The organism is bacterium, assembly GCA_035308905.1.
GTDB lineage: Bacteria > Sysuimicrobiota > Sysuimicrobiia > Sysuimicrobiales > Segetimicrobiaceae > DASSJF01.
In genome coordinates this window covers 19,773-42,627 of sequence record DATGFS010000004.1, presented here as the reverse complement: position 1 = coordinate 42,627, position 22,855 = coordinate 19,773, and the positions used below count along the sequence as shown (strand labels likewise).

General features: G+C 69.7%; 23 protein-coding genes and 1 riboswitch. Of the genes, 10 read left to right on the top strand and 13 right to left on the bottom strand.

The genetic code is table 11. The features are described 5' to 3' along the window. Positions 1–20: 20 nt before the first annotated feature. Together VKT83_01340 and VKT83_01335 are read left to right on the top strand one after the other, a co-directional pair. A complete protein-coding gene (locus VKT83_01340) occupies positions 21–254 on the top strand; it encodes a hypothetical protein (GenBank protein ID HLY21090.1) in 234 nt (77 codons plus the stop codon). A gap of 140 nt (positions 255–394) precedes the next feature. Next, positions 395–682, top strand: a complete 288-nt coding sequence (locus VKT83_01335) for a hypothetical protein (protein ID HLY21089.1) — start codon at positions 395–397, stop codon at positions 680–682. 17 nt (positions 683–699) lie between these two features. Here the strand turns inward: VKT83_01335 and VKT83_01330 are convergent, their stop codons facing one another. The 3 genes from VKT83_01330 to VKT83_01320 all read right to left on the bottom strand — a co-directional run bounded on the left by VKT83_01330 (position 700) and on the right by VKT83_01320 (position 4,305). Further along, a complete protein-coding gene (locus tag VKT83_01330; GenBank protein HLY21088.1) occupies positions 700–1,812 on the bottom strand; it encodes an FAD-binding oxidoreductase in 1,113 nt (370 codons plus the stop codon). Positions 1,813–1,902: 90 nt separating this feature from the next. Next, positions 1,903–2,286, bottom strand: a complete 384-nt coding sequence (locus VKT83_01325; protein ID HLY21087.1) for an Hsp20/alpha crystallin family protein — start codon at positions 2,284–2,286, stop codon at positions 1,903–1,905. Between the two features lie 30 nt (positions 2,287–2,316). Continuing rightward, positions 2,317–4,305 carry a protein kinase gene (locus VKT83_01320; GenBank protein ID HLY21086.1) on the bottom strand — a complete coding sequence of 663 codons (1,989 nt, stop codon included), beginning with the start codon at positions 4,303–4,305 and terminating at the stop codon, positions 2,317–2,319. 155 nt (positions 4,306–4,460) lie between these two features. Between VKT83_01320 and VKT83_01315 the strand changes: the two genes are divergently transcribed. Then, positions 4,461–4,631 (top strand): hypothetical protein, encoded by a 171-nt coding sequence (locus tag VKT83_01315; GenBank protein ID HLY21085.1) that lies wholly within the window; start codon positions 4,461–4,463, stop codon positions 4,629–4,631. A 4-nt stretch (positions 4,632–4,635) separates the two neighbouring features. Here VKT83_01315 and VKT83_01310 read toward each other — a convergent pair whose 3' ends face one another. The 4 genes from VKT83_01310 to VKT83_01295 form a co-directional block, all read right to left on the bottom strand. Next, positions 4,636–5,292 carry a response regulator transcription factor gene (locus VKT83_01310; GenBank protein ID HLY21084.1) on the bottom strand — a complete coding sequence of 219 codons (657 nt, stop codon included), beginning with the start codon at positions 5,290–5,292 and terminating at the stop codon, positions 4,636–4,638. Between the two features lie 2 nt (positions 5,293–5,294). Then, a complete protein-coding gene (locus VKT83_01305; protein ID HLY21083.1) occupies positions 5,295–7,475 on the bottom strand; it encodes an HD domain-containing phosphohydrolase in 2,181 nt (726 codons plus the stop codon). Positions 7,476–7,690: 215 nt separating this feature from the next. After that, on the bottom strand, positions 7,691–8,455 hold the full coding sequence (locus VKT83_01300; protein HLY21082.1) for a 3-keto-5-aminohexanoate cleavage protein: 765 nt from the start codon (positions 8,453–8,455) through the stop codon (positions 7,691–7,693). Positions 8,456–8,476: 21 nt separating this feature from the next. Beyond that, positions 8,477–8,761, bottom strand: a complete 285-nt coding sequence (locus VKT83_01295) for a hypothetical protein (GenBank protein HLY21081.1) — start codon at positions 8,759–8,761, stop codon at positions 8,477–8,479. A 207-nt stretch (positions 8,762–8,968) separates the two neighbouring features. Here VKT83_01295 and VKT83_01290 point away from each other — a divergent pair, with 207 nt between their 5' ends. Together VKT83_01290 and VKT83_01285 are read left to right on the top strand one after the other, a co-directional pair. Next, complete coding sequence (locus VKT83_01290) at positions 8,969–9,775, top strand: response regulator transcription factor (protein ID HLY21080.1); 807 nt, start codon at positions 8,969–8,971, stop codon at positions 9,773–9,775. Positions 9,776–9,888: 113 nt separating this feature from the next. Beyond that, a complete protein-coding gene (locus tag VKT83_01285; GenBank protein HLY21079.1) occupies positions 9,889–11,076 on the top strand; it encodes an MFS transporter in 1,188 nt (395 codons plus the stop codon). A 47-nt stretch (positions 11,077–11,123) separates the two neighbouring features. On the opposite strand, the gene VKT83_01280 is transcribed toward VKT83_01285, so the two are convergent. Further along, positions 11,124–11,888 (bottom strand): hypothetical protein, encoded by a 765-nt coding sequence (locus tag VKT83_01280; GenBank protein ID HLY21078.1) that lies wholly within the window; start codon positions 11,886–11,888, stop codon positions 11,124–11,126. A gap of 166 nt (positions 11,889–12,054) precedes the next feature. Here VKT83_01280 and typA point away from each other — a divergent pair, with 166 nt between their 5' ends. After that, on the top strand, positions 12,055–13,887 hold the full coding sequence (gene typA / locus VKT83_01275) for a translational GTPase TypA (GenBank protein ID HLY21077.1): 1,833 nt from the start codon (positions 12,055–12,057) through the stop codon (positions 13,885–13,887). A 71-nt stretch (positions 13,888–13,958) separates the two neighbouring features. Next, positions 13,959–15,263, top strand: coding sequence for a non-homologous end-joining DNA ligase (ligD, locus tag VKT83_01270; GenBank protein ID HLY21076.1), 1,305 nt, complete (start codon positions 13,959–13,961; stop codon positions 15,261–15,263). On the opposite strand, the gene VKT83_01265 is transcribed toward ligD, so the two are convergent. After that, a complete protein-coding gene (locus VKT83_01265) occupies positions 15,254–16,357 on the bottom strand; it encodes an ATP-dependent DNA ligase (GenBank protein ID HLY21075.1) in 1,104 nt (367 codons plus the stop codon). The two genes, ligD and VKT83_01265, sit on opposite strands and share 10 nt — an antisense overlap. A 7-nt stretch (positions 16,358–16,364) precedes the next feature. Then, the gene (locus tag VKT83_01260; protein ID HLY21074.1) at positions 16,365–17,054 is read right to left on the bottom strand and encodes an alpha/beta family hydrolase; all 690 of its coding nucleotides are present in this window, start codon (positions 17,052–17,054) and stop codon (positions 16,365–16,367) included. A gap of 71 nt (positions 17,055–17,125) precedes the next feature. Between VKT83_01260 and VKT83_01255 the strand changes: the two genes are divergently transcribed. Further along, positions 17,126–17,443 carry an NIPSNAP family protein gene (locus VKT83_01255; GenBank protein HLY21073.1) on the top strand — a complete coding sequence of 106 codons (318 nt, stop codon included), beginning with the start codon at positions 17,126–17,128 and terminating at the stop codon, positions 17,441–17,443. A gap of 62 nt (positions 17,444–17,505) precedes the next feature. Then, positions 17,506–18,303: a DUF2066 domain-containing protein gene (locus tag VKT83_01250; GenBank protein HLY21072.1), complete on the top strand. Its 798-nt coding sequence runs from the start codon at positions 17,506–17,508 to the stop codon at positions 18,301–18,303. A gap of 216 nt (positions 18,304–18,519) precedes the next feature. Here the strand turns inward: VKT83_01250 and VKT83_01245 are convergent, their stop codons facing one another. The 3 genes from VKT83_01245 to VKT83_01235 form a co-directional block, all read right to left on the bottom strand. After that, a complete protein-coding gene (locus VKT83_01245) occupies positions 18,520–19,518 on the bottom strand; it encodes a sensor domain-containing diguanylate cyclase (protein ID HLY21071.1) in 999 nt (332 codons plus the stop codon). 53 nt (positions 19,519–19,571) lie between these two features. Beyond that, the gene (locus tag VKT83_01240) at positions 19,572–20,753 is read right to left on the bottom strand and encodes an HD-GYP domain-containing protein (GenBank protein HLY21070.1); all 1,182 of its coding nucleotides are present in this window, start codon (positions 20,751–20,753) and stop codon (positions 19,572–19,574) included. Between the two features lie 241 nt (positions 20,754–20,994). After that, positions 20,995–21,072: riboswitch (cyclic di-GMP riboswitch) on the bottom strand. A gap of 158 nt (positions 21,073–21,230) precedes the next feature. Continuing rightward, positions 21,231–21,737: a hypothetical protein gene (locus VKT83_01235; protein HLY21069.1), complete on the bottom strand. Its 507-nt coding sequence runs from the start codon at positions 21,735–21,737 to the stop codon at positions 21,231–21,233. A gap of 416 nt (positions 21,738–22,153) precedes the next feature. Here VKT83_01235 and VKT83_01230 point away from each other — a divergent pair, with 416 nt between their 5' ends. Further along, positions 22,154–22,807, top strand: coding sequence for a hypothetical protein (locus tag VKT83_01230; GenBank protein ID HLY21068.1), 654 nt, complete (start codon positions 22,154–22,156; stop codon positions 22,805–22,807). Positions 22,808–22,855: the final 48 nt, after the last annotated feature.

Here is a 22,855-nt window from a genome sequence, read left to right as displayed (position 1 = left end):
CCACAGGGAGGCATACGGCAATGAGCGTGTCGATGAACGTTATCCCGTCGCTGCTGCGGATTCACCGCCAGCTGCGCATTCTCGATCAAGCGTATATGGACGCCGAAAGCAAGAAGCAAGTCCAGAGCGCGATGGAAGCCAAGCTGGACGAGTTGCACGCGATCCATGAGCTGCTCCCGATGGATCTGCGTGACAAGAGCTGGATTCTGTTGATGCAGGGCTACAGCGCCTGGGGGAAGCTGTCCAAGTCATAGGGCGTTCCCGCGTTTAGGCATCCCGCCCGGCCGGGAAAAATCGTGGTACTATGCGACTCTCACATCCCACGATTATCCGGTCCATTGGTCTCGCCGGCGCTTTCGCGATCGCCTGCGCGGCCGCGGCCGCTCCAGCCCCGATGGCGGTGAAGGTGGTGTCGGTCACGACGCCCGTTGCGCGCGGGACGGAAGGGCATCTCGTTGTCCAGACGGCGCCGTACGCGCAGTGCGGCGCGTCCGTCCAAGCCCAGACTGATCCCGGACGGACCATCGCGTCGCTGCCGACTCGGGCGGCCGATCCGTCCGGCGTGGTGACATTCAACGTCCGGGTGCCCGGCATCGCCAAGCCGGGCCCCTACCCCGTCACCGTTTCATGCCAGCGAGGCGCCAGGGCGGTTGTCACCCACCTTCGCGTCACGGTGCTCTAAGAACGCTCGCGGCGGCGCTACCGGTTCGACGAACCGAACCGGTCGGGACGAAAGGCGGACAAGCGCGGGTCGAGGCGGCCCGCGAGAATTTCCCCGGCCGCGGCGGCGGCGAGGTACGGCGCGAGGGTCACGCCGCTGTGCGTGACGATCGCGTAATAGCCCGCCACCCCGCCCTGCGGACCGATCACCGTTCGGCCGTCCGCCGGCATCGCCCGGATGCCGAGGCGGCTCGACTCGACGCCGGCCCCGTCGAGGCCCGGCAGTAACGCCGCCGCGCGCCGCACCAGCGCGGCCGCGAGATCGGGCGGCGCCTCGGAGACACCGGACGCGGTCACCGCGTCGTCGACGTCGTCCGCCTGCACCATGACACGCCCGCCGCCGTCGGGGCGGAACTGGCACGCCGGCGCGTGCACGACGCGCCCGAGCCGGGTCAGCGCCGGCGGCGTGATCGCGAGCACGCTGCGATTCGGCGCCATCGGGATGCCGAGGCCCGCCGACGCCCCGAGCCCTCCGGCCCATCGTCCCGCGCAGTTGACGACGACATCGGCCTCGTGCACTTCGCCGGACTCCGTGCGCACGCCGGTGACGCGGTCCCCCGCCCGCCGGATTTCACGCACGCCGGTCTCCGCCATAACGCGCGCCCCCGCCGCCGCCGCCGCCTGTGCCATGGCATGGACGTAGACGGTCGTCTCGACCCACCCTTCCTCCGGAAAGAACCCGATCGTCGTGTCGCGGAGCGCCGCGTCCGGAATGTCCGGTTCGAGCGCGCGCACGCGGGCCGGCGTGATCTCCTCGGCCGCGTAGTCCCAGGCGCGCAACCGGTCGATGCGCTCCCGGAGCGCCGCGCGTTCCGCATCGCCCGCCGCCATGTGCACATTCCCGCCGCCGTGCCACCACGGGCAGGCGCCGAAGTCGGCTCGAAGCGCGGCGTGGGCGCGCATCCCTTCGACGTTCAACTCGTGGTAGGCGCGCGGCGTCTTCTGGTTGGAATTGGTCCAGGCGAAACTCGCGGCGGAGGTCCCGCCGCCGATCCGGCCGCGGTCGAGAAGCGTGACGGCGGCGCCGCCCCGGGCCAGACGGCAGGCCGCCGAGGCGCCGATCACGCCGGCTCCGATCACAAGCGCACGCATTCGCAGTCGCTATTCGCCGGGATGCGGATGCGCCCCTCGGCTCGCGTATGCGCCGGGATCCGAGCGGCTCAGGACCTGGGGGGCGTGAGACTACGATGCGGCCCGCAGCTCGCGGCCGACGTGCCGGATCGCCCGGCCTTTGGCCGTGCCCACCTTGGGCATCTCGATGACGCCGGACGTCGCCTTCGGCGCCACCGGCAGAATCACGGTGAGCACCCCGTTGTCGTACGTCGCGTTCGCCCGGCGGGCGTCGACCGGCGCGGGCAGCACCACGCTCCGACGGGCCGGCCCGGTGCTCCATTCCCGGCGCACGTGCTCGACGCGCTTCTGGCCGGGCCCGCGCGCCTCTTGCTCCATGGAAAGCTGGCGGCCCCGGACTTCGATCAGCATGTTGGCCGGCTCGAGGCCCGGAGACGGCGCGGTCACGACGACGCGGTTATTATGACGGTACAGATTGACGGGCAGCCGTTTCACCCTGGTGTCCTCCTTGGATGGACCGCCGCACTACGGCGGCGTCTGCGCCGGCGGGTTCTGGGCGGGCGGAGCCGTCTGATCCGGCGGAGCCGGCTGCGCCGGGGGGGCGCTCTGCGCCGGCGGTTGCGGCGGCGGTCCCTGGCTCACGACCAGATCGACCGCGTCGCCGCCGGAGGCCTGACCGCCGGCCGCCAGCTGCTGACGGATGACGGTGCCGGCCGGCACCCGGTCGTCATACGTGTAACTGACTTGACCGGCCTGCAGACCCGCCGCCCGCAGCTGCAACTGCGCCTGCGCGAGCGACACGCCGGTGACGTTCGGTACGACCGCCGTTCCCGAGTACGACGCCGGCTGCACGCCGGGCGTGCTCTGCGGCGCGCCGGGCTGGGCGCCGTCGGGTGACGACGGCGTCGAGGCCTGGCCTGGTCCCTGACTCACCACCAGATCGATTGGCGTCTTCGGCGCCAGGTGCGCCCCGGGGTTCGCGGACTGCGAGGCGACCATGCCGGCCGGGACTTTGTCACTGTGAGCGTAGCTCGTGTTGCCGGCCCGCAGGCCGGCCGCGGCAAGCCGCCGCTGGGCGTCCGCGGGCGATGCGCCGCGTAGGTCCGGCACCACGCCCGACCCCTGGCTCACCACAACGTGAATGGCGGCTCCGCCGGCGACCGCACCGCCGGCGGGCGGATCTTGCGCCACGATCGTCCCGGCGCTCGCGGTCGGGTCCTGGCGGCTCTCGACGGCCAGGGTGAAATGATCCGACGCGGCGACCTGTTGCGCCGCCGCGAGCGTCTGTCCCACGAAGGACGGCGCCCGCGGGCCGGCGGGAGGCCGGTGTGCGACGAACTGGTAGCCTTGGTAGGCGACCGCGGCGATCAGCCAAAGACCAACGAGTCCGACCAGCACGACCGCGGCCTGCGGCGCGGCGGTTCGGCGCCGGTATCGCGCCGACAGAACCGGCGTCCGCGCCGTGTCTCGCAGCCCGGCCGAGGAACGTCCGACCGGCGCGAGACGGACCGTGGCGCCCCGCGCGAGCGCCGCGGCGAGCCCGTTCGACGCCGCCGCACCCGGGGCCGCTCCGTGCCGGCCGCCCGGACGGATCGGCAGTACCTTTGTCGCAGCCTCGTCCCGGCCGAGCCGTGCATAGATGCGGCGCAGGCTCGCCGCGAGCTCGCCCGCGCTCGGGTACCGTCCGTCGGGCGATTTCGCGAGCAGCCGGCGGACGACCGCGACCGTCGCCTCCGACAGGTCGGGCCGAATCCACTGCAGATCGAACGGCGGCTCGTGGATGTGTTTGAGCGCCATCGCGACGGGCGCCTCGGCCTCGTCGAACGGAAGCCGTCCCGCGAGCGCCTCGTACAGCACGACGCCGAGAGAGTACTGATCGGACGCCGGACCCGCCTGCTCTCCCGCGGCCTGTTCGGGCGAAATATACTGCATCGAGCCGAGCACGGTGCCGGTCCGCGTGTGCGACGTCGCGTCGAGCGTCCGCGCGATGCCGAAGTCGGCGACCTTCACGTGCTCGTCCGGCGTCAGCAGAATGTTGTGGGGTTTGACGTCGCGGTGGATGACGCGCCGCGCGTGCGCATAGGCGAGCGCGTCGGCGATCTCGGCCGCGATCCGCAGCGCGGTCGCTTCAGAGAGCCGCTCCCGCCGCCGCATCAGATCGCGGAGCGTGCCGCCCTCGACGAACTCCATGGCGATGTACGGCGTCGACTCCGCGCCGTCGTGAGCGTACACCCGCACGATCCGCGAATGGACCAGGGCGCTCGCCGCCTCCGCTTCCTGGCGGAACCGCTCCCGGAACTCTTCGTCGCGGGCGAGGTTCTCCGCGAGCACTTTGACCGCGCAGGCGCGGTCGCGCTGCCGGTCCCACGCCCGGTACACGGTCGCCATCCCGCCGCTGCCGAGCACTTCGCGCAATTCGAAGCGGCCGGCGAGCAGCTGCGGCTCACCGCCGGACCGCTCCGTCCCGCCCGGCGCGGGGTCGCCGGATTCCGCGTCGCTCTTGCGAATCGCCATACGTGATGCCGTTGCTCTCCCTACGCCGGGTCGTGGTGCCCCGGCGCACACCTTCATCGCATGCGTTTTCCCCCGTTCGGGGAGCGGCGTCCAGCCGCTCGGGGGCGGCCGGCCGCGGTCACACGCGGGCGATTCCTGGGCAAAATGAAGCCGTCATGCGATCACCAAGTGGATTTTCACAACTGGTCGTGGGGGCGGCCTTTCTCGTCGGGCTGGTCGCGGACTTCGTCGTGCCGGACTCGGGCGTGTCGGCGGCGCTCACACGCGTGCTCGGCGCCTCCTCCATCGGACTCGCGATCTGGATGCTCGCGCGCATCGCGCGATAAGCGTCTACTCTTCCGCGACGATGCCGCGGCGGATGGCGTAGCGGACGAGGTCGGTCTGACTGTGCAGGTCGAGCTTGCGCATGAGATTGGCGCGGTGGACCTCCGCGGTACGCGGGCTGATGCCGAGCCGCTGCGCGATCTCCCGGTGACTGCGGCCCTCCGCGGCGAGGTGCAGCACCTCGCGCTCCCGGTCCGTCAGGGTGTCGTAGACGTCGGTGGGACCGGCGCCCGCCGAAGCGCCGCCCCCGTACGCGGCGATGGCACGCTCCGACAGCGTCGGACTCAGGTAGCGCCGGCCGGCGGCCGCCTCCCGCACCGCCCGCACGAGATGCTCCGATTCGGAGTTCTTGAGGACGTACGCGCCCGCGCCGTTGCGCAGCGCCTCCAGCACGTATGGCTCACTCGCGTGCATGGACAGGACGACGACTTGCGTACCCGGGGATTCCTTGCGCACGCGCCGGGTGACCTCGAGCCCGGTGAGCCCGGGCATCATGAGATCCACGACGAGCACGCGGGGCTTGAGCGCGGCGACGAGATCTACGGCGTCGAGCCCGTCCCCCGCTTCGCCGAGGATTGAGAACAGCGGCTCGGCCTCGAGGACCGCCCGCAGGCCCTGCCGGACCACGGGATGGTCGTCCGCCAGGACGATCGTGACAGGCATCGTCACGCCTGTCGCGGCATCCCGACGATCGCGATCGGCAGCGTGGCCGTGATCCGTGTCCCCGTCCCAGGGCCGGTTTCCAGGACCAGGCGCCCGCCGACGAGGGACGCCCGTTCCCGCATGCCGACAAGACCGTTCGACTCGACCCCGGCCGGGTCGAACCCGCGGCCGCGGTCTTCAATCTCCATCGACAACGTGTGGTCCGCCGCCCAGACGCGCAGACGCACGTCCGAGACGCCGGCGTGCCGCGCCACGTTGGTCAAAGCTTCCTGTGCGATGCGGTAGGCCGCCGTCTCAATGCCGGTACTGAACCGGCGGTCCAGATCTGCGTGGGTAAAGGCGACCCGTACGCCGGTCTGGGCCTGGTATCGCTCCACGTGCCACAGCAGCGCGGGGAGAAGGCCAAGGTCGTCCAACACGGCGGGACGCAGTCGCAGCGAGATGTCGTGGACGCGCGTCATCAGATCCGCGACCACGTCGCGGGCGTTTTGGAGGCTCCCGTCCGCGCGGCCGTCGCGCCGCGGCGGCAGCGCCTCGAGGGTCAGCTTGAGCCCTGTCAGCGCTTGACCGATTTCGTCGTGGAGCTCACGCCCGATGCGCCGCCGTTCGGTCTCCTGTATCGCCACCAGGTACGGCGCGGCATCCGAGACCGCGGGGGTCCCGTTCCCCCGGAGCGCCGCGGACGCGGCCGGCCCGCCGGGCCGGACATCGGACGTATCGGGCGCCGCTCCCGCGCTGCCGTGCACCGCCGGAAGCCGCGACTGCCACGCCTCCCAGGCCGCATTGCCGGCCGGGGCCGCCGTCGCGAACGCGAGTCGCGGGTGCGGCGCCGTGGCGCCGAAGATCTTGGCGAACGATGGAACCGCGTCCGTCGTGGTGACGATATGCTCGAGCGCCTGGACGATCTGCGGATCGTAATCCCCGCCGGCGCGCGCCGTGATGCGGGCCAGCGCGCCCTCGGCGGGATACCCCGCGCGATGCGGACGCGCGGAACAGAGGGCATCGTATGAGCCGGCCACCCGAATGATGCGCGCGCCGAGAGGAATCCGCTCGCCCCGCAGGCCGTCCGGGTACCCACTGCCATCGTAGGCCTCGTGATGCGATCGGACGTACTGCGCGACACGGCCCATGCCGGGAAGCCTCGCCAGTACGTCGGCGCCGATCGCGGAATGCCGCTTCATCAGCGCTTTTTGCGCGTCGGACAACACGGCGGGCGTCGCCTCGAGATCGCGCCGGAGCAGCATCATTCCGAGATCGTGCAGCTTGGCCGCCACCCCCACCAGCTCTATCTCGGACGGCGGGAGCCCCAATTGCCGCGCCAGCCGCTCCGCCCACCAGGCGACCCGCTCCGAATGCTCGTGCATGAACGGCGACAGGCTCTCGTCCGACTCGACGAGCGACGACAGCGTGGCCGCGATCTGCCGCCGCCGCATCCCCGCCACCCGCGCCTGGCCCCAGTACATCGCGAGCACGGAAATGAGCAGCGGCACGACCCAGAACGGATGGATCACGGCGAGCCGCGCGGCGGCGGCGCCCAACAGCAGTGTCCCGGCGTATCCCGCGCCGCCTTCCTTCAGGGCCCGGAGCCACAGGTCCCACGCACCGGTCCGCTTGCGCAGCGCCGACCACGTCGCGACCAGCCAGGTGTTGATCAGCAGGTAGGCGAGTCCGGCGCCGGCCGCCGCGATCGACAGCCGCGCCTGAGCCGGAAGCCACGCCAGGTCGGCCCAGAGCCGGTGGAAGAGCATGATAACCAGGCTCCAGGTCAACAGGTACTGCGTCACGTTGAAGACGATCGTGGGGAGGCTGAGCCGCCGCCGGCGCCGGTTCGCGAACTGCGCGATGACCGCGCCCATTGTCGTCGGGATCAGCGCGAGGTGGACCGGAAAGCTCAAGAGGATCGCGAACGACGCGCCGGTACCGAGCACCAAGAAGATCTTCGAGCCGAGCGGAAACTGGTACATGCCGCCGAGTCCAACCGCGGCCGCGGCCGCGAGCAGTGCCGCGACGGTGCCCGCCGGCCCGTCGAGCGCAACCGTCGGCGTCGTCCCCCCGGGCGGCGCCGCGGCCGGCAGCAGGCAGCACCACGCCGCGGCGGCGAACGCCGCGACAAAGACGGCGGCCTCGAAGGAACGGCTCGCTACCGAGGCTCCGGTAAAGAACCCCTTCGGTGCCTGTCTCACGCCGGTGGCGGGCTCGCTACATCGAGCCCGACGGCATAGGCTGCGGAGCCGGATTATCGACAATGAGGAGCCCTCACCCCGGGGTTCTGCCCGCTGCGGAGAGAGCTTAGACCTGCGAGAATTCGGCGTGGGTGCGGCTATTGCCGGCAAATCTTCCGCCGACCTTCACGTGGTATGCCGCGGCCGTGCGGCATTCTGCGGGGGAATCTCCGCACTCACACCGCGGCCGGCTGATCGCCTCGCCGGCGCACCATCCGTACGGCCGCGGCCACCAAGTCCGCGTTGTCTCGAGCGGGGGCGCCGTCCGCAAGCAGCAGCGTGTCCTCGAGACCGACGCGGATGTCGCGCCCGAGATCCAAGGCCGCGTCCAACACGGCCCAGGTCGCGACGCCGTCTCCGTGATGAAGACGCGGGAGCCAGATCCCCGCGTCGTCCAGCGCCGCGTCGATCGCCGCCGCGGCGGCGACCGCCTGCTCCGGATCCCGCGGCAGCGCCTCGACCAGGACGCGCAGGCACCACGCGGCAAGTTGGCTGGCGACAAATGACCGAACATCGTCCACGGACCACAGACCCGCCTCGATACCGATGCCGCGGCGCATCAACACCTCGCACACATGCGCCGTGCCGATCTCCGAGAAGTTGACCGACGCGTAGTCGGGGAGCACGATCCAGGCTTCGATCAACCCGGCGCGCACGCGCGGGTCCGGCGCCATCCACGCGCCGGTGCTGACGCCCACCGGGAGCCCCGGACACGCGGCGCGGATGGCCGAAATCGCCGCTCCGCAGTCCGCGGCATCGAGCGTCTCGGCCCCGTCCGTCCCCCGCGGATGGATGTGGAGCGCCGCGGCGCCCGCGGCTGCCGCGGCGGCGGCGTCCTGCGCCAGTTCTTCCGCGGTCAGGGGTACCGCGGCGTGCTCGGCCCGGCGGCGGCCGCCGTTGAGACACGCCTTCACCAAAATCCGGCGTCCGGCCGTCCGCACACCCGTACGCGACCTCCCGCTTTATCCGGCCCGCTCGACCGCGAGAATGAGGTGGGCCTTGGACCGGGCGCCGTCCGGCAGCATCTCCCAGGCCGCCCGCAGGCGCGCGAACTGGATGGACGCCGCCGGCGCCGCGCACCGGGACAGCCAGACGTCGGATCCGTGCGCCTTCCTGAGGTCCCGCCGCGGCAGCACCGGCGCGTACGGCACCGAGAGGCGCGCGTCCTCCCCGCCGATGCGGCGGAGCGCCGCGTACGCCGCCTGAAACTCCCGCACTGCGCGATCGCTCTGCGATTTCACGGTCATCGTCTCCGTTGCCTCCGATGTGCGCGCCGGCCCCCGACTCCGTTCGGCGCCGCGCGCGATGTGGTGATCACGCCCGGCTAATTGGAAATCTGCGCAGCGCCGGCCTGCGTTCGTCCGGGCCCGCCGGCGAGGATTTTGCGTCCGCGCGCCGGCTCGTTTGAGTACCCGCGGCAATCGTTTCGAGTCGGCGTCTGCGGATCATCGCGCGTGGGCACACAACATCTGATGGATCCGGCAAAGTTCGGGCTGCATCCGCTCAAACCGCGACTCAGGGCAATTCCGCGACCGGACCCGTTCGCGCCGCCTGGCACCCCCGACGGACCGTCCGGCGGCCCCCGCGAGACGGCGTCGTCGCGATCGGCCGACGCGATCCGGGTGTTTCTCATCGACCCCCACGCCCTGCTCCGGCACGGCCTGCGGGTGCTGCTCGGGTCGCAAGGCGACCTCGAGATCGTCGGCGAGGCCGGCAGCGCAGCCTCGGCGGTCGACGAGGTGGCGGCCTCGAAGCCGGACGTCGTGCTGATGGACATCGCCGCGCCCGCCGCCGACGGGATCGGCGCGATTCGCGCCATCAAGACGCGGTGTCCCGCGACGCAGGTGCTCGTGCTCACGGCGCAGACCGACCAGGAGATCTTCCGCGAGGCCGCGGCCGCCGGTGCCGTCGGCTACGTCCTCAAAGACATTTCGCCGGTCAATCTGTCGAACGCCATCCGGGCCGTGCAGTCCGGCGCCACCATGATCAACCCGGTTCTCGCGAGACAGATGGTCGAAGGCCTCGCGCAGGACGAGGCCGCCGCCGCGGGCGGCGCCCCGCGCCGGCCTCACCGGCTCACGCCGCGCGAGACGAACATCCTCGTGGAGGTCGCGCTGGGCCTGGGCGACAAGGAGATCGCGGTGAAGCTCGGCCTCTCCGAGTCCCGGGTGAAGAACTGCCTGCGGGCGCTCTACGGACGGCTCAGTCTCCGCAATCGCGCCCACGCCGCCGCGTTCGCGGTCCGGAGGGGCTTAGTCTAGAACCGTTCGCCCCGCGGAGGTCCTCCCCGGCAGGACACCAAAGACTTTCTGCTGTGAACCGCGTCCGCAGACCGGCGTGGTCCCTTCCGAAACCCGACCGGTCCAATGCCGGGATGTGGGCGATCGGCGCCGGCCACGGCATGACGCACGCCTATTCCGCGGCGTTCTACCTCCTGCTGCCGTTCCTCGCCAAAGACCTCGGCCTCTCGTACGCGCAGGTCGGCCTGATCGTGTCGCTGCGCCAGCTGATGAGCACGCTGGTGAACCTGCCCGCCGGCGCGGTGGTCGACACGCTCGGCAGGCGAAGCCTCTTCATGAGCGTGTCCCTCGCGTGGGCCTCCCTGCCGTACCTGGTCGTCGGGCTCACGTCGAGCTACGCCGTCATCCTCCTCGCGGTCGGCGTCGTCGGCCTCGGCAGCTTCCTCTGGCATCCCGCGGCCATCACCGCGCTGTCCGAGATGTACCCGGACCGGCGGGGATACGGGCTTGCCCTTCATGAGCTCGGCGCCAACCTCGGCGACACGTTGACCCCGCTCGCAGCAGGGTTTCTGCTCGCCGCGCTCAACTGGCGGCAGGTGATGCTGATCATCGTGGCGGCCGGCCTGCTGCTCACGCTGCTGATCACGCGCGTCATGGCCCACGCGCACCGCCGGTACGGCGGCCGCGCGGAGCGCGGGCCGACGGTCAAAGACTACCTGGCCGGACTCGCGCTGCTCGCCCGGAACGGCCGGCTGCTCGCGCTGGCAATGATCTCGGGCGTCCGCGCGATGACGCAGATCGGTCTCAGCACGTTTCTGCCGCTGTACCTCCTGAACGCGCAGCATCTGTCGCCGGCCCTGATCGGCATCTACCTGGCCGTGGTGCAGGGGTCGGGCATGATTGCCACCCCGATCGCCGGCACGCTTTCGGACCGCATCGGGCCGAAGCGGGTCGCGACGGTGGGCATGTTCAGCACGAGCGTCGTCCTGGTCGGATTCGCCGCGCTCAACCTGGGCGCCGCCTTTGTCGCCGCCCTCGCGGTCCTGGGCTTCTTCACGTACTCGATGCGGCCGGCCATCTTCCGGTGGGCGCTCGGCGTTGTGCCGAGAGAATACGAGGGCACGACCGTCGGCATTCTCTTCACCACGCAGGCGCTGCTGCCGACGGCGATGCCTCTCATCGGCGGCTATCTCGGGGACCGGTACGGCCTCTTGTCGATCTTCTACGTGATCGCCGCGACGGTGCTCGTGGCGAACGTGGCTGTGCTCTTCGTCCCGGACGTGAAACGCCCGGCCGCCGTGCCGGAGGCCGCGGGAAACTAGCGCGGGGACACAGCGGCGCCGCGAATCCTTCGCGCCGGATCGCGCCGTTACAACGCCGCGAGATGCGCCGGCAGACCGGTCCCCTCGAGTCCGCGCATGACGCATTCGGCCTGTGCGCGTGTCCGATATGGCGGGGTCATCACCTGGGAGACCGCGCCGTGAGGCACAACGACCACGATGTACCCTTTGCTCATGACCAGATGCTTCATCCGTTCGGCGGTCATGGAGCTCGCGAACGTCCCGACGCTGACCGCGTAGACCGCGCCGGACCGCGGGCGATGGGCCGGCCGGAGCGCTGCGATCGCCGACGCGTACGACGCGACGGCGCGCCCGACGATCCTCCGGGCGGTGACGCCCGGCACCGCCGCGATCACCCGCGCCGTCTGCCGGTTCGGCAGCGGCAGAGGTGTAGGAGTCTGTGGAGTCCGCCCCATACTCAGGAGACCAACGACGAGGAGGGCCGCCGCGGCGGCCGATGCGGCAGCGGCCGCCGCCGTCACGGCAGGCGCGTGCGCCCCCCGCGGCACGGCCACCGCCTGTTGCGCGTCTCCCCATCGGCGTTGGACCTCATCGAGCAGGTCCTCGTGAATCCACAGCATCCGGATGCCCGGCGCGCGACGGGACGCGCTGAGGGCGTCGTCCAGCTCCGCCGCCGAACGCACCTTTTGGCCGATCAGCGCGAGGCGCGAGATACCGTCGAGGTAGGTTTCGTCCCAATACGCGATCCGGGCCGGATGCCATGGGCCTCGGTCCGGAATGTCACGCAGACGCAGACACCCCCAGACCGCGTTGCCGAAGAAGAAGCGAGCCACAGTTCTCCCCGTTGCCCCCCGAACGCATTACTTTTCCCCCGGATTCGGCCAATTTTCACAATTCGTGCGCAATTCGTTTCCGCCCGGGGCGAACGGACGTCCGACACCGCGTCCGGCGGGTGCGATGGCTTATACTCAGGTAATTGAGAGCAGATTGGAGCGCACGGTGACACAGGCCATCCGGAATATCGCGATCATTGCGCACGTCGACCACGGCAAAACGACGCTGGTCGATGCGATGTTGCGCCAGAGCGGCACGTTTCGCGCCAACGAGGCGGTGGTCGACCGCGTCCTCGACTCCAACGAGCTCGAACGCGAGCGCGGCATCACCATCCTCGCCAAGAACACGGCGGTCTTCTACCACGGCGTCAAGATCAACATCGTGGACACGCCGGGTCACAGCGATTTCGGCGGCGAGGTCGAGCGCGCGCTCAAAATGGTCGACGGCGTCATGCTGCTCGTCGATGCGAGCGAAGGGCCCCTGCCGCAGACGCGATACGTGCTCAGCAAGGCTCTCGAGGCCGGGTTGCCGCCGATCGTCGTCATCAATAAAATGGACCGGCCCGACGCCCGCCCGCCGCAGGTGCTGAACGAGATCTACGACCTGTTCATCGATCTGGACGCCAGCGAAGCCCAGCTCGACTTTCCGGTCCTGTACGCCAACGCCAGAGCCGGGACCGCGTCGCCGGTCGCCGCGGAGCCGGGCGAGGACCTGCGCCCGCTCTTCGACACGATCGTGTCGACGGTGCCCGCGCCCGGGGGCGACGCCGACGGCCCGCTGCAGATTCTCGTCGCCAACCTCGACTACAGCGATTACCTCGGCCGGATCGCGATCGCCCGCGTGTTCAACGGCACACTGCGGACCGGCGCGGACGCCGGCATCGCGAAAGTGGACGGCACCGTGTCGCGGACCCGCATCACCAGGCTGTTTTCGTTCAGTGGGCTGCACCGCACCGACATCGAGGCCACCGATCTCGGCGACATCATCGCCGTCGCGGGGGTCGCGGGCATCGCGATCGGCGACACCATCACCGACCCCGACGCGCCCGCCCCCCTGCCGCGGGTCGCCATCGACGAGCCCACCATCGCCATTCAGTTCTGCGTTAACACGTCTCCGTTCGCGGGGCGCGAGGGCGCGTACGTGACGTCGCGCAACCTGCGCGAGCGTCTGGAGAAGGAGTTGCTCACGAACGTTGCGATGCGGGTCGCCGACGGCGGGACGCCCGACACGTTCGCGGTGATGGGCCGGGGCGAGCTGCAGCTCGCGATTCTGATCGAGACGATGCGCCGCGAGGGTTACGAGCTCATGGCCGGCCGGCCCGAGATCGTGACGAAGCTGAGCGGCGGCCGGCTGATGGAGCCGGTGGAGCGCCTCTTCCTCGACGTGCCGGAGCAGTTTGTCGGTGTGGTCGTGGAGAAGCTGGGCCCGCGCAAGGCGGTGATGGTCAACATGCGCAATCACGGCTCCGGACGGGTGCGGCTGGAATTCCGGCTGCCGAGCCGCGGCCTGATCGGGCTCCGCAACGAACTGCTGACGGAGACCCGGGGCACGATCGTCATGAACTCGCTCTTCGACGGCTACATCGAGTGGACGGGCGATATCCCCCGCCGTCCGACCGGCGCATTGGTCGCCGACCGGCCCGGGGTCACCACCGCGTACGCGCTCTACAATCTGCAGGAGCGCGGCGAGCTGTTTGTCGGACCGGGCACGGCCGTCTACGAGGGCATGATCATCGGCGAGCACGCGCGCGACAACGACCTCGACGTCAACGCGGTGCGGGAAAAGAAGATGACCAACATCCGGTCGTCCACATCCGACATCGCAGTCCGCCTCGTGCCGCCCCGGGCGCTCAACCTGGAACAGGCGCTCGAGTTCATCGCGGACGACGAATACGTCGAGATCACGCCCGCGGCGCTGCGCCTGCGAAAGAAAGTGCTGCAGGCAAACCGGCGGCCCAAGAGGGACGAAGTCTCCGCCGCGGCTCCCCGCCAGGCGTAGCCCCGGTCCCGGCCGGGACGCGCCCCGTCAGGTTACCCGCGCGAATCGCCGTGGTAAGGTGATAGCGGGCTATGGGCGCCCCCGTCGAGCGAGAGACGATCGTCGCCGGCCGCCGCGGCGTGGCGGTGTCCAACCCGCGCAAGATCTTGTTTCCCCGCCAAGGCTATACCAAGTTGGATCTCGTCCGCTATTACCTCGCCGTATCCGACGGCGCGCTCCGCGGCGCGGGCGGCCGCCCGAACATGCTGGTGCGGTATCCGAACGGCATCGGCGGCGATTTCTTCTTCCAGAAGCGCGCCCCGCGGACCCGGCCGGAGTGGATCGAGGTGGTCTCCCTTCGCTTCCCCTCGGGTCGCAGCGCCGACGAAGTGGTGCCGCGCGACGCGGCGGCCCTCGTCTGGATGGCGAACCTCGCCTGCCTCGAGCTGCATCCGCATCCGGTGCGCGCGGAGGACCTCGACCATCCCGACGAGCTCCGCATCGATCTCGACCCCGGCCCGGGCGTCGAGTGGGCGCAGGTCCGCGAGACGGCGCAGGTCGTCCGCGCCGCGCTCCATGACTTCGCGATGACCGGCTGGCCGAAGACGTCGGGCGGGCGCGGCATGCACGTGCTCGTCCGGCTCGAGCCGCGCTGGACGTTCGACGAAGTCCGACGGGCGGCCCTGGCCCTCGCCCGCGAGGTGGAGCGCCGCGCGCCGGCGCTCGCGACGAGCAAGTGGTGGAAGGAAGAACGGCACGGCGTCTTCGTCGACTACAACCAGAACGCCAAGGACCGCACGGTGGCCGCGGCGTACTCTGTGCGGCCGACCGAGGACGCGCGGGTCTCGGCGCCGCTGTCCTGGGACGAGGTCGGGGACTGCGATCCCCGCGACTTCACGCTCGCGACGATGCCGCGGCGCTTCGGGGAGGTGGGCGACCGGCACGCCGCGATCGATGCCTCGCCCTGCTCGCTCGTCGAGCTGCTCGAGCTCTCCGTGCGGCACGCGCGCGAAGGCCTCGGGGATGCGCCGTGGCCGCCGCACTACCGCAAACAGGCCGGGGAGCCGCCGCGGGCGCAGCCGTCCCGCCGGCGGACATCGCCGCCGTCAGCTGTGACGTCGGCGACGCGCACCCCCGTGTACCCTCTGATCGAAATCGCGAGAGCGCAGCGCAAAGAGGACGCGCTCGCGGGCCTGGAGCGTTGGCGGGCGCGCCATGCCGGTGCCGCCGGCTACCTCGGCGCGGACGACATCCTGGTCGACGCGATGCGCGGCCGGTCCAGCACGTGGACGCGCATTCGAGTCAACCTGCGCCGCGTACCGGTGGAACTGCGCCCCGAGCCGGACGTCCCCGATCCGAACGAGGTGCCGGCCCGGCCGGCGCGGCGTCACGCCTGACGGCGGCTCTCTCCGAACACCCGCGCCAGCTCGAACGGCGTCGTGGTCTCCAGCTGATCGTACCGGCAGTCGGCCGGCCGTCTGTCCGGCCGCCACCGCAGGAACAGCGCCGCGTGGCGAAACCGGCGGCCCTGCAGGTGATCGTACTTCACCTCGCACACGCGCTCGATCCGCAGCGGCTCCCAGGACAGGTCTTTGCCGGCGCTCCAGCGGCTCTGACCGCCCGGCATGCGGACGAGCCCGGCGGCATCGGCACTCGCCCACTCGCGCCACGGATGGTCGGCGAGCGCGTCCCGCCGCAGCGGCGTGAGCTCTTGGGCCAGCTGCCGGCGCACCGCCATCGGGAACGCCGACGCCACGCCCACGTGGTGCAGCGTCCCCCGGTCGTCGTAGAGGCCGAGCAGGAACGATCCGACCGCGTCCCGGCCGCTCTTGTGCCAGCGGAACCCCGCGACGACGCAGTCGGCGGTCCGCACGTGCTTGACCTTGATCATCGCCCGTTTGCCCGGCTGGTACGTTCCCGCGGCCGGCTTCGCGATGACGCCGTCGAGGCCCGCCCCCTCGAACTCGCGAAGCCAGATGAGCGCGGTTTCACGATCCCGCGTGATGGGCGTCAGATAGATCGGCCGCGTCGCGCCGCCCAGCAGACGCTCCAACGCCGCGCGGCGCTCGACCTGCGGGAGGGTTCGAATGTCCCGGCCGGCCGCCGCGAGCGCGTCAAATGCCACAAAGGCGGCCGGCGTCGCTTTCGCCAGCATCGCCGCGCGCGAAGCCGCCGGGTGGAGCCGGAGCTGCAGCGCCGCGAAGTCGAGCCCCTGCTCCGTCACGATCACGATCTCGCCGTCGAGCACGCATCCGGCAGGCAGCTGCGCGAGCAGCGCGTCGTGCAGTTCAGGGAAATACCGGTCGAGCCGCCGCAGGTCGCGGCTCTGGATGAAGACGTCGGTGGCGCTGCGAAAAACCAACGCGCGGAAGCCGTCCCACTTCGGCTCGTACAGCCAGCCGTCGCCGGACGGCAGCGCCTCGGCCGGCGCGGCCAGCATCGGATCGATCGGCGGCGCGATCGGGAATGACGCGGCCGGGGAGGCGCTCACAGCCCGATCATACCCGCCGGCTCCGGGCGATCTCACCGACGTAGCTCGCGGCGAGCCGACCCAGGTCGTATCCGATGTCGCGGTCCGGACGCTTTGTCCCCCGCACGTGAAACGAGTGGTCCCCGTCCGGCACCACATGCAGCCGGGCCAGCGGTTCGAGGCGCCGGACCACACCCTCGATCAGGTCGGCGTGCGCGAGCGCGTCCCGCGTACCCTGGATGAACAGCATCGGCACTCGGATCTCCGCGAGGTGCGCATCCCGAAGCCGGTCGGTCGCCCCCGCCGGGTGCAGCGGGTATCCGAAGAACACCAGCGCCGCCCCCGGGAACTCCGTACCCTCCTCCGCGGCCAGCATGGACGCCATGCGGCCGCCCATGGACTTCCCGCCCATGACTATCGGAAGCCCGGCGCCGCGGCGCGCGAGTTCCCGGGTCGCCGCGCGCCACGCGTCGAGCAATACAGGCGTCCGGTCCGGCACGCGCCGGCGAGCCTCCATGTAGAGAAAGTTGAATCGCAGGACGGAGACGCCGCCGCCGGCAAGGCCGGCCGCGGCGCCCATCATAAACGGATGGGTCATACCGGCTCCCGCCCCGTGCGCGATGGCCGCCACGGCGATCGCCCGCGCCGCGGGCGTCCACAACGCGGACACCGCCCCGCCGGCGGCGGGAAACTCGAGACGCTCGGAGTCGTCGGCCATCACATTTCACGATACCACGTAACGTCTCGCCTGTAGAATTCGCCTCGACACCCCCTCACGGGAGGCGCAATATGACGATCACGGTGTTCATCCGGTACCGGCTCGATCCGTTCAAGCGGGAGGCGTTCGAGACGTATGCACGTCGCTGGCTGACGATCATCCCCACGTGCGGCGGCGAGGTCGTCGGGTACTGGCTGCCGCACGAAGGCACAAACGACGTCGCGTACGGCCTGATCTCCTTTGAGAGCCTCGCGGCGTACGAAGCCTATCGCGCGCGGCTGCGGACGGATCCGGATGCCGCCGCGAATTTCCGCTTCGCCGAAGAGCAGCGGTTTATCGCCGCCGAGGAGCGGACGTTCCTGCGGCTCGTCTCCCTAAAGGTCCCGTAACCTCCGATTACGAAACGGTGGTTAGAGGCAAAAAAAACGGTGGTCAGAGGCATCTCGAGGCGATGAGAGCGACCCTGATCGCGGTCCTAATCGCGGCCGCCGCCGCGACCGGATCACCCGGCGGCGCACAGCCGGCGGACGATCTCTATCAGGCGACGGTCATCGTCACGGGCACCGACGCGCGCAGCCGGCCGATCGGCTTCGCGCAGGCGCTGCGCAAGGTGCTCGTGAACGTCACGGGCGAGCCCCGGCTGCATGACGACCCGCGCGTCTCGGCGTTGGCCGCGCGCGCGGACGCGCTGGTCGCCTCGTATTCCTACGTGGATCGGATGGCCGGGAGACCGGTACACGACGAGCAGGGCACCCGCGATCGTCCCTACAACCTCACGGTCAAGTTCATCCCCGCGCGGGTCGACCACATGGTCGCGGATCTCGGGCAGCAGCCCTGGCGCGGACCGCGCCCGGTGGTGGTCCCGGTGCTCGCGGTGCGCATCGGCACCGCGTCCTACCTGCTGAGCGCCGACGGTCCGGACGGGGCCGCGCAGCGCGCCTCGTTCGCCGACATGGCCCGCGACTTCGATCTGCGCGTGCGCTTCCCGACCCAAGCCCAGTTCTCGGCGTGGGGCCTCCGCCCCGGCCGCTTCCCGGCCCCTCAGACGACGGGGGCCGCGGACGAAGCGCTGGTCACAGGCACGCTCGAGTTCAACGAGTCGCTCCCGGGCTGGGTCGGGACCTGGCGGTGGCGCCGGCGGGGCGCCGGCTACGCATGGGGCATCAAGGGCGTCAGCTTCGACGAGGCGTTTCGCGATATCTGCCGGGGCGTGCTCCGCGTCGCCTCCGGCCACGGCAGGCCGGACTAGCCGTCAGGCCGCGCGAACCGGCGGACGGCGGCCGTCTTTGTTCGAGGAATTCCGGGCGGTAGCTTCGAAAAATCAGGAGACTATCCAATCAAGGAGGGTGACGCGATGTTCCTTGTCTTTCTGCTGATGGCCGGCCTTATTCTCGCGGTGACGGGGCACCTGATTCTGCGCTAGCCTGAACAACCGGACGCGCCGCGGTTCCACATCGTGTCCGTCTCACGTGACGCGTACGCGGTCGCCCCCGGCCCGCTTGGCCTGGTACATGGCGCGATCGGCAGCCTCCAACAGGGCGTCGGCGGAGACTCCGTGGTTGAGACACGTCGCGATGCCGAAACTCGCCGTCACGCGTGGACGCTGAATCTCGATTTCGGCCAGACGCCGCCGCACCCGCTCCGCGACCCGCACCGCGTGCTCCGCTTCGGTTTGTGAAAGCAAGAGCACGAACTCGTCTCCGCCGAAGCGGCCGGCCAAGTCCGTCTCCCGGCATGAACCCCGCAGCACCGTGGCGACCGCCCGCAGTATCTGATCGCCGTGGAGATGCCCGAATTCGTCGTTGATTTTCTTGAACCCGTCGATTTCGACGAACACGACCGATACCGGCTGCCCGGACCGGCGAGACCGTGCCAGTTCCCGTTCCAGGGCCCGACGGAGGGCCCGGTGGTTCGCGAGCCCCGTCAGACCGTCCGTCGTCGCCTGCTCCCGAAGCCGCTCGTGAAGCTGGGCCGCTTCCAGCGCCGCCGCCAGATAGCCCGCCACGGCGACGAGCACGTCCAGGTCCGTTTCATCGAAGGCCGCCGGTTGGCGGCGCACCGCGCTCAGGATGCCGGTCACACGGCCGCGGGCCATGAGCGGCGCATAGATGCCGGAACCCGCCCCCATGTCCCGCCAGTACACCCGCGCATCGGCGGCCATGTCGGACACGAGCAGAGGTTGGCGGGCGCGGGCCACCGCGCCGTGAACACCCTTCCCGCGAGGGATCGCGAGCCCGCGGCTGCGTGCGCACAGCCCCGAGGCGGCCCGAATGACAAACGCGCCCTCACCGTTGTCGTCGATCAGGGCGACGGAGCAGGCCTCGAATCCGACGTCGTCACGCAGGGCCCGGAGCGCGTATTGGAGCAAGGCCTCGAGGCTGAGGATCGCGGTGAACTTCCTGGCGAAATTAGCGAGGAAGGCGACGGTCTTGTCCGGGCCGCCGGAGGCGGATAGACGAGGCACGTCGCCTCCTTCCGGCATTCCGCGTTTTGCGCGGCGGAGAACGCTGTAGCGTATCACGACGGACCTCCCGCCGGACGGCGTGGGGCGCAGGGTTCGATCGTCAGGAAGATCTCCACGACTTGAGGGTCAAAGTGCGTACCGGCCTGCTCCTGGATGTACGCGCGGCTTGCCCCCTCCGTCCACGCCGGCCGGTACGGCCGATCGGAGCGAAGCGCGTCCCACACGTCGGCGACCGCGAAGATGCGCGCGGCCAGCGGGATCTGGTCGCCCTTGAGCCCCCGCGGATAACCGCTGCCGTCCCACTTCTCGTGGTGGCAGTACGGAATGTCCGTCGCCGGCTGCAGATACGGCACCGCGGAGAGAAACTCGTTGGCGCACACCGGATGATGGTGCATGACCTCCCACTCGTCCGGTGTGAGGGAGCCCGGCTTCTGGAGGATGCGGTCCGGCACGGCCATCTTGCCGATGTCGTGCAGCAGCGCCCCCGCGCGGATATAGGCGAGGTCCTTCCGGGGCACGCAGAGCGCCCGGGCCAGCCGCAGCGTCGTCTCCGTGACACGCCGGCTGTGGCCCACCGTCTCCCTGTCGCGGAGGTCGAGGGCGCGGGCCCACCCTTCGATCGCGTACTCGTACGCGAGGGCGAGCGCCGTCGCGCTGCGCAACTCTTGAATGTGGGTCCCAAAGAGAAGCGCGAGAAAGAACCCGCCCGCGATGAGCGCCCCCAGGCGAAAGCCGGGGGCGCTCAACACTTGCGCGTGCCCAGCCTGAACCCACAACAGCAGCATCGTGCCCGCGGTGACCACCGCGGCCGCCAGCGCATCGCGCAGCGTGAGTTGGGCCGCGGCTTCGACGATGGCCAAGTAATACAGATACAAGAACGGACTGCCGAGTCCGCCGGAGATGACCACGATGATGGTGACCACCAGGATATCCAGGACGACGGCGAGGTCGGCTCGCTGAACCGGCGGCAGCCACCGCAGCCCCAGCGTAAGTACGATCACGTAGCCGCCCAACAGCACGATGATGACGGCGACCGCCGGCTCCTCCACGTGGATGATGCCGAGCCATGAGGCCGGGATCAGCGTGACGAGGAAGAGGATGCGAATAATGCTGATCCAGCGGGGCTCGCGCGGACCGGCCGGGTCGGGACCGATCCGGCCCGGCAGCCCAAGCAGGCGCCAAGGGAACGACGTCGTGGGCGCGTAGTCCCGGTCGATCACGCTGTATCGCGTCACGTCATGCGCGGGCCGCCGTGAGGCGCGCCAACGATGCCCCACGCCGCGCAACACCGTTTGGGGCCCCCGTGATGGGCGCCGAAGCCATGCCCGCTCCCCCCCGGTGCGGATTGATCGCCGTGCGTGTCTCTACTTGGACGAGTCCGGTATCTTTCAACCCGGAAATAATAAGGCCGAACGACGATGGTCGTCCGGCTTCGGCAACCCGGCTGCCCCCGCAAACCGTTCCACTGCTGCCGGTTTTGGCGGCCCGGCTGACCCTACGAAGGGTCCCGTGGCTTTGCGCCCCCGAGTTACCGCGGGTTTGCCTTTGTCGACCGACCAACGGCGGCGCGTATCCGCCGCTCTATCATGATGTGTCGAGCAACTCTGGACCGACTCGTACCTGCGTGTGCCGCTACTGTACACACGCCATCCTCGCGTGTCAACGTAACTTCATTTGAAGTTCAACGGCAAGTTTGGCGCGGCGAGCGGGATCTATTTGATTTCCACTCGCCCGATGCGGTTCATGCCGCTGCACGCAATCCACAACGCATGTACCATGTTCCGCACCACTCCTCCCCCGGAGGGAATGGCCCACGTTTGGAATTTCTCCGTCCCAGGATCGAACCGAACGATCGTGTTCGGCTTCGTGTTCGATTCACTGTACCATACGACTCCGTTCACGATCGTGATTCCGTAGGGTTGCGACTTTGGCCCGCCCGGCGATGGCCATTCCGTTATCGCGCCCGTCTTCGTATCGAACGGGCCCAGATATCCACGCGAGTAATCGGTGTAATAGATCACGTTGTCCGTAGTGATCGCCACGCGCCGCGGCCGGCTGTCTTCATGCGGCAGCGCGTACTCGTGAATTTCCAGGGTCTTCGGATCGATGCTGGCGATCTTGTTCGAGCCGAACTCCGCAAAATAGGGAATGCCCTTCGAGCTGATCACCATGCCGTACGGATTTGACCGCGCTGTCGGCGAAGGCACAAGCTTGACCATTTTGGCGCCTGGGCTCCTCCCATGGACATGGCACTCGCCGCCGGGCGTCGGCGGCCCGCCCAGAACGGGGGCTGTGGACCCCACGGACGCTGGGCAAAACCATAATTAAGGGGGCAAATGGGACGGTGATTGCGTTGATGAGATGGCCGATTAGGGTTCTCCTGAGTCTCACCCTGAGTCTGACGATGCTTGGAGCGGTAGGCCCGATTTCCGAAGTGGCGGGGGCGCCTCGCGCGGCGCGAACCATTACCAGTCCACCCAGGCCGGTCACAAATCAGGCGCAATATCGAAAGACCGCGCATCGATTGCTGATGAAGCGGCCGCACTTCGCAAGTCCACCGAAACGCCGGTTTCCCAAGCGGGGCACACCGCCTCGGCCGGCGCTTGGCGACGGCGACGCTGGTACCGATCTCGGCATGGACACGGCGCTGGGCACGGCGGTGGGATATTACGCGGCGCACGCGGCCTCCCCGGACCTCGAACTCGGGCCGGTGCAGACGCCGGCCTTTCTTTACGCGCCGACCGGCATGAACGCCAACTCGTGCCTGGAATGGACCACGGCCTACACACGGTATCCCGGCGACACCCAAACCGCGCGCGCGGTCTGGGTCTGGGACCACTGCATGGCCCAGGGTATCGGCACGTCCATTCCGATGGATTCGACGTTCATGAGCAATTATCTGACGTACTATAACGGCGCCAACGTCTTTTGGGTCGAGCTCGTGCAGACCGCCGTCCCGGACGGCGCGACATCCGTCACCTATGATGCGATGATCTACAACTTCAACACCAGCCAGTGGGATCTCGCGTACGAGGTCAGCACAACTCAGCTGCCGGACACTTCCGGCGGCTGGTCGGTCCACGAAAACGATATGCAGCAGGCGAATGCTTGCCCCTCCCTCCCACCGATCGTCGCGGACCAAATTCAGGCGCTGATGGGGGGAACCTGGACGTACGCCAACTCGTCGAACTCGTATGCGTGGTCGACCGGGTGGTGCTTTACGAACAACTCGAGGTACAACCTTCAGGTGCTGACGCCGAACTATAAATGGCAGGTGACGACGCCATAGCTGACGCCCCGGGCAGACGCGTGGGGCCGGGAGGCGCGGGTACGAACC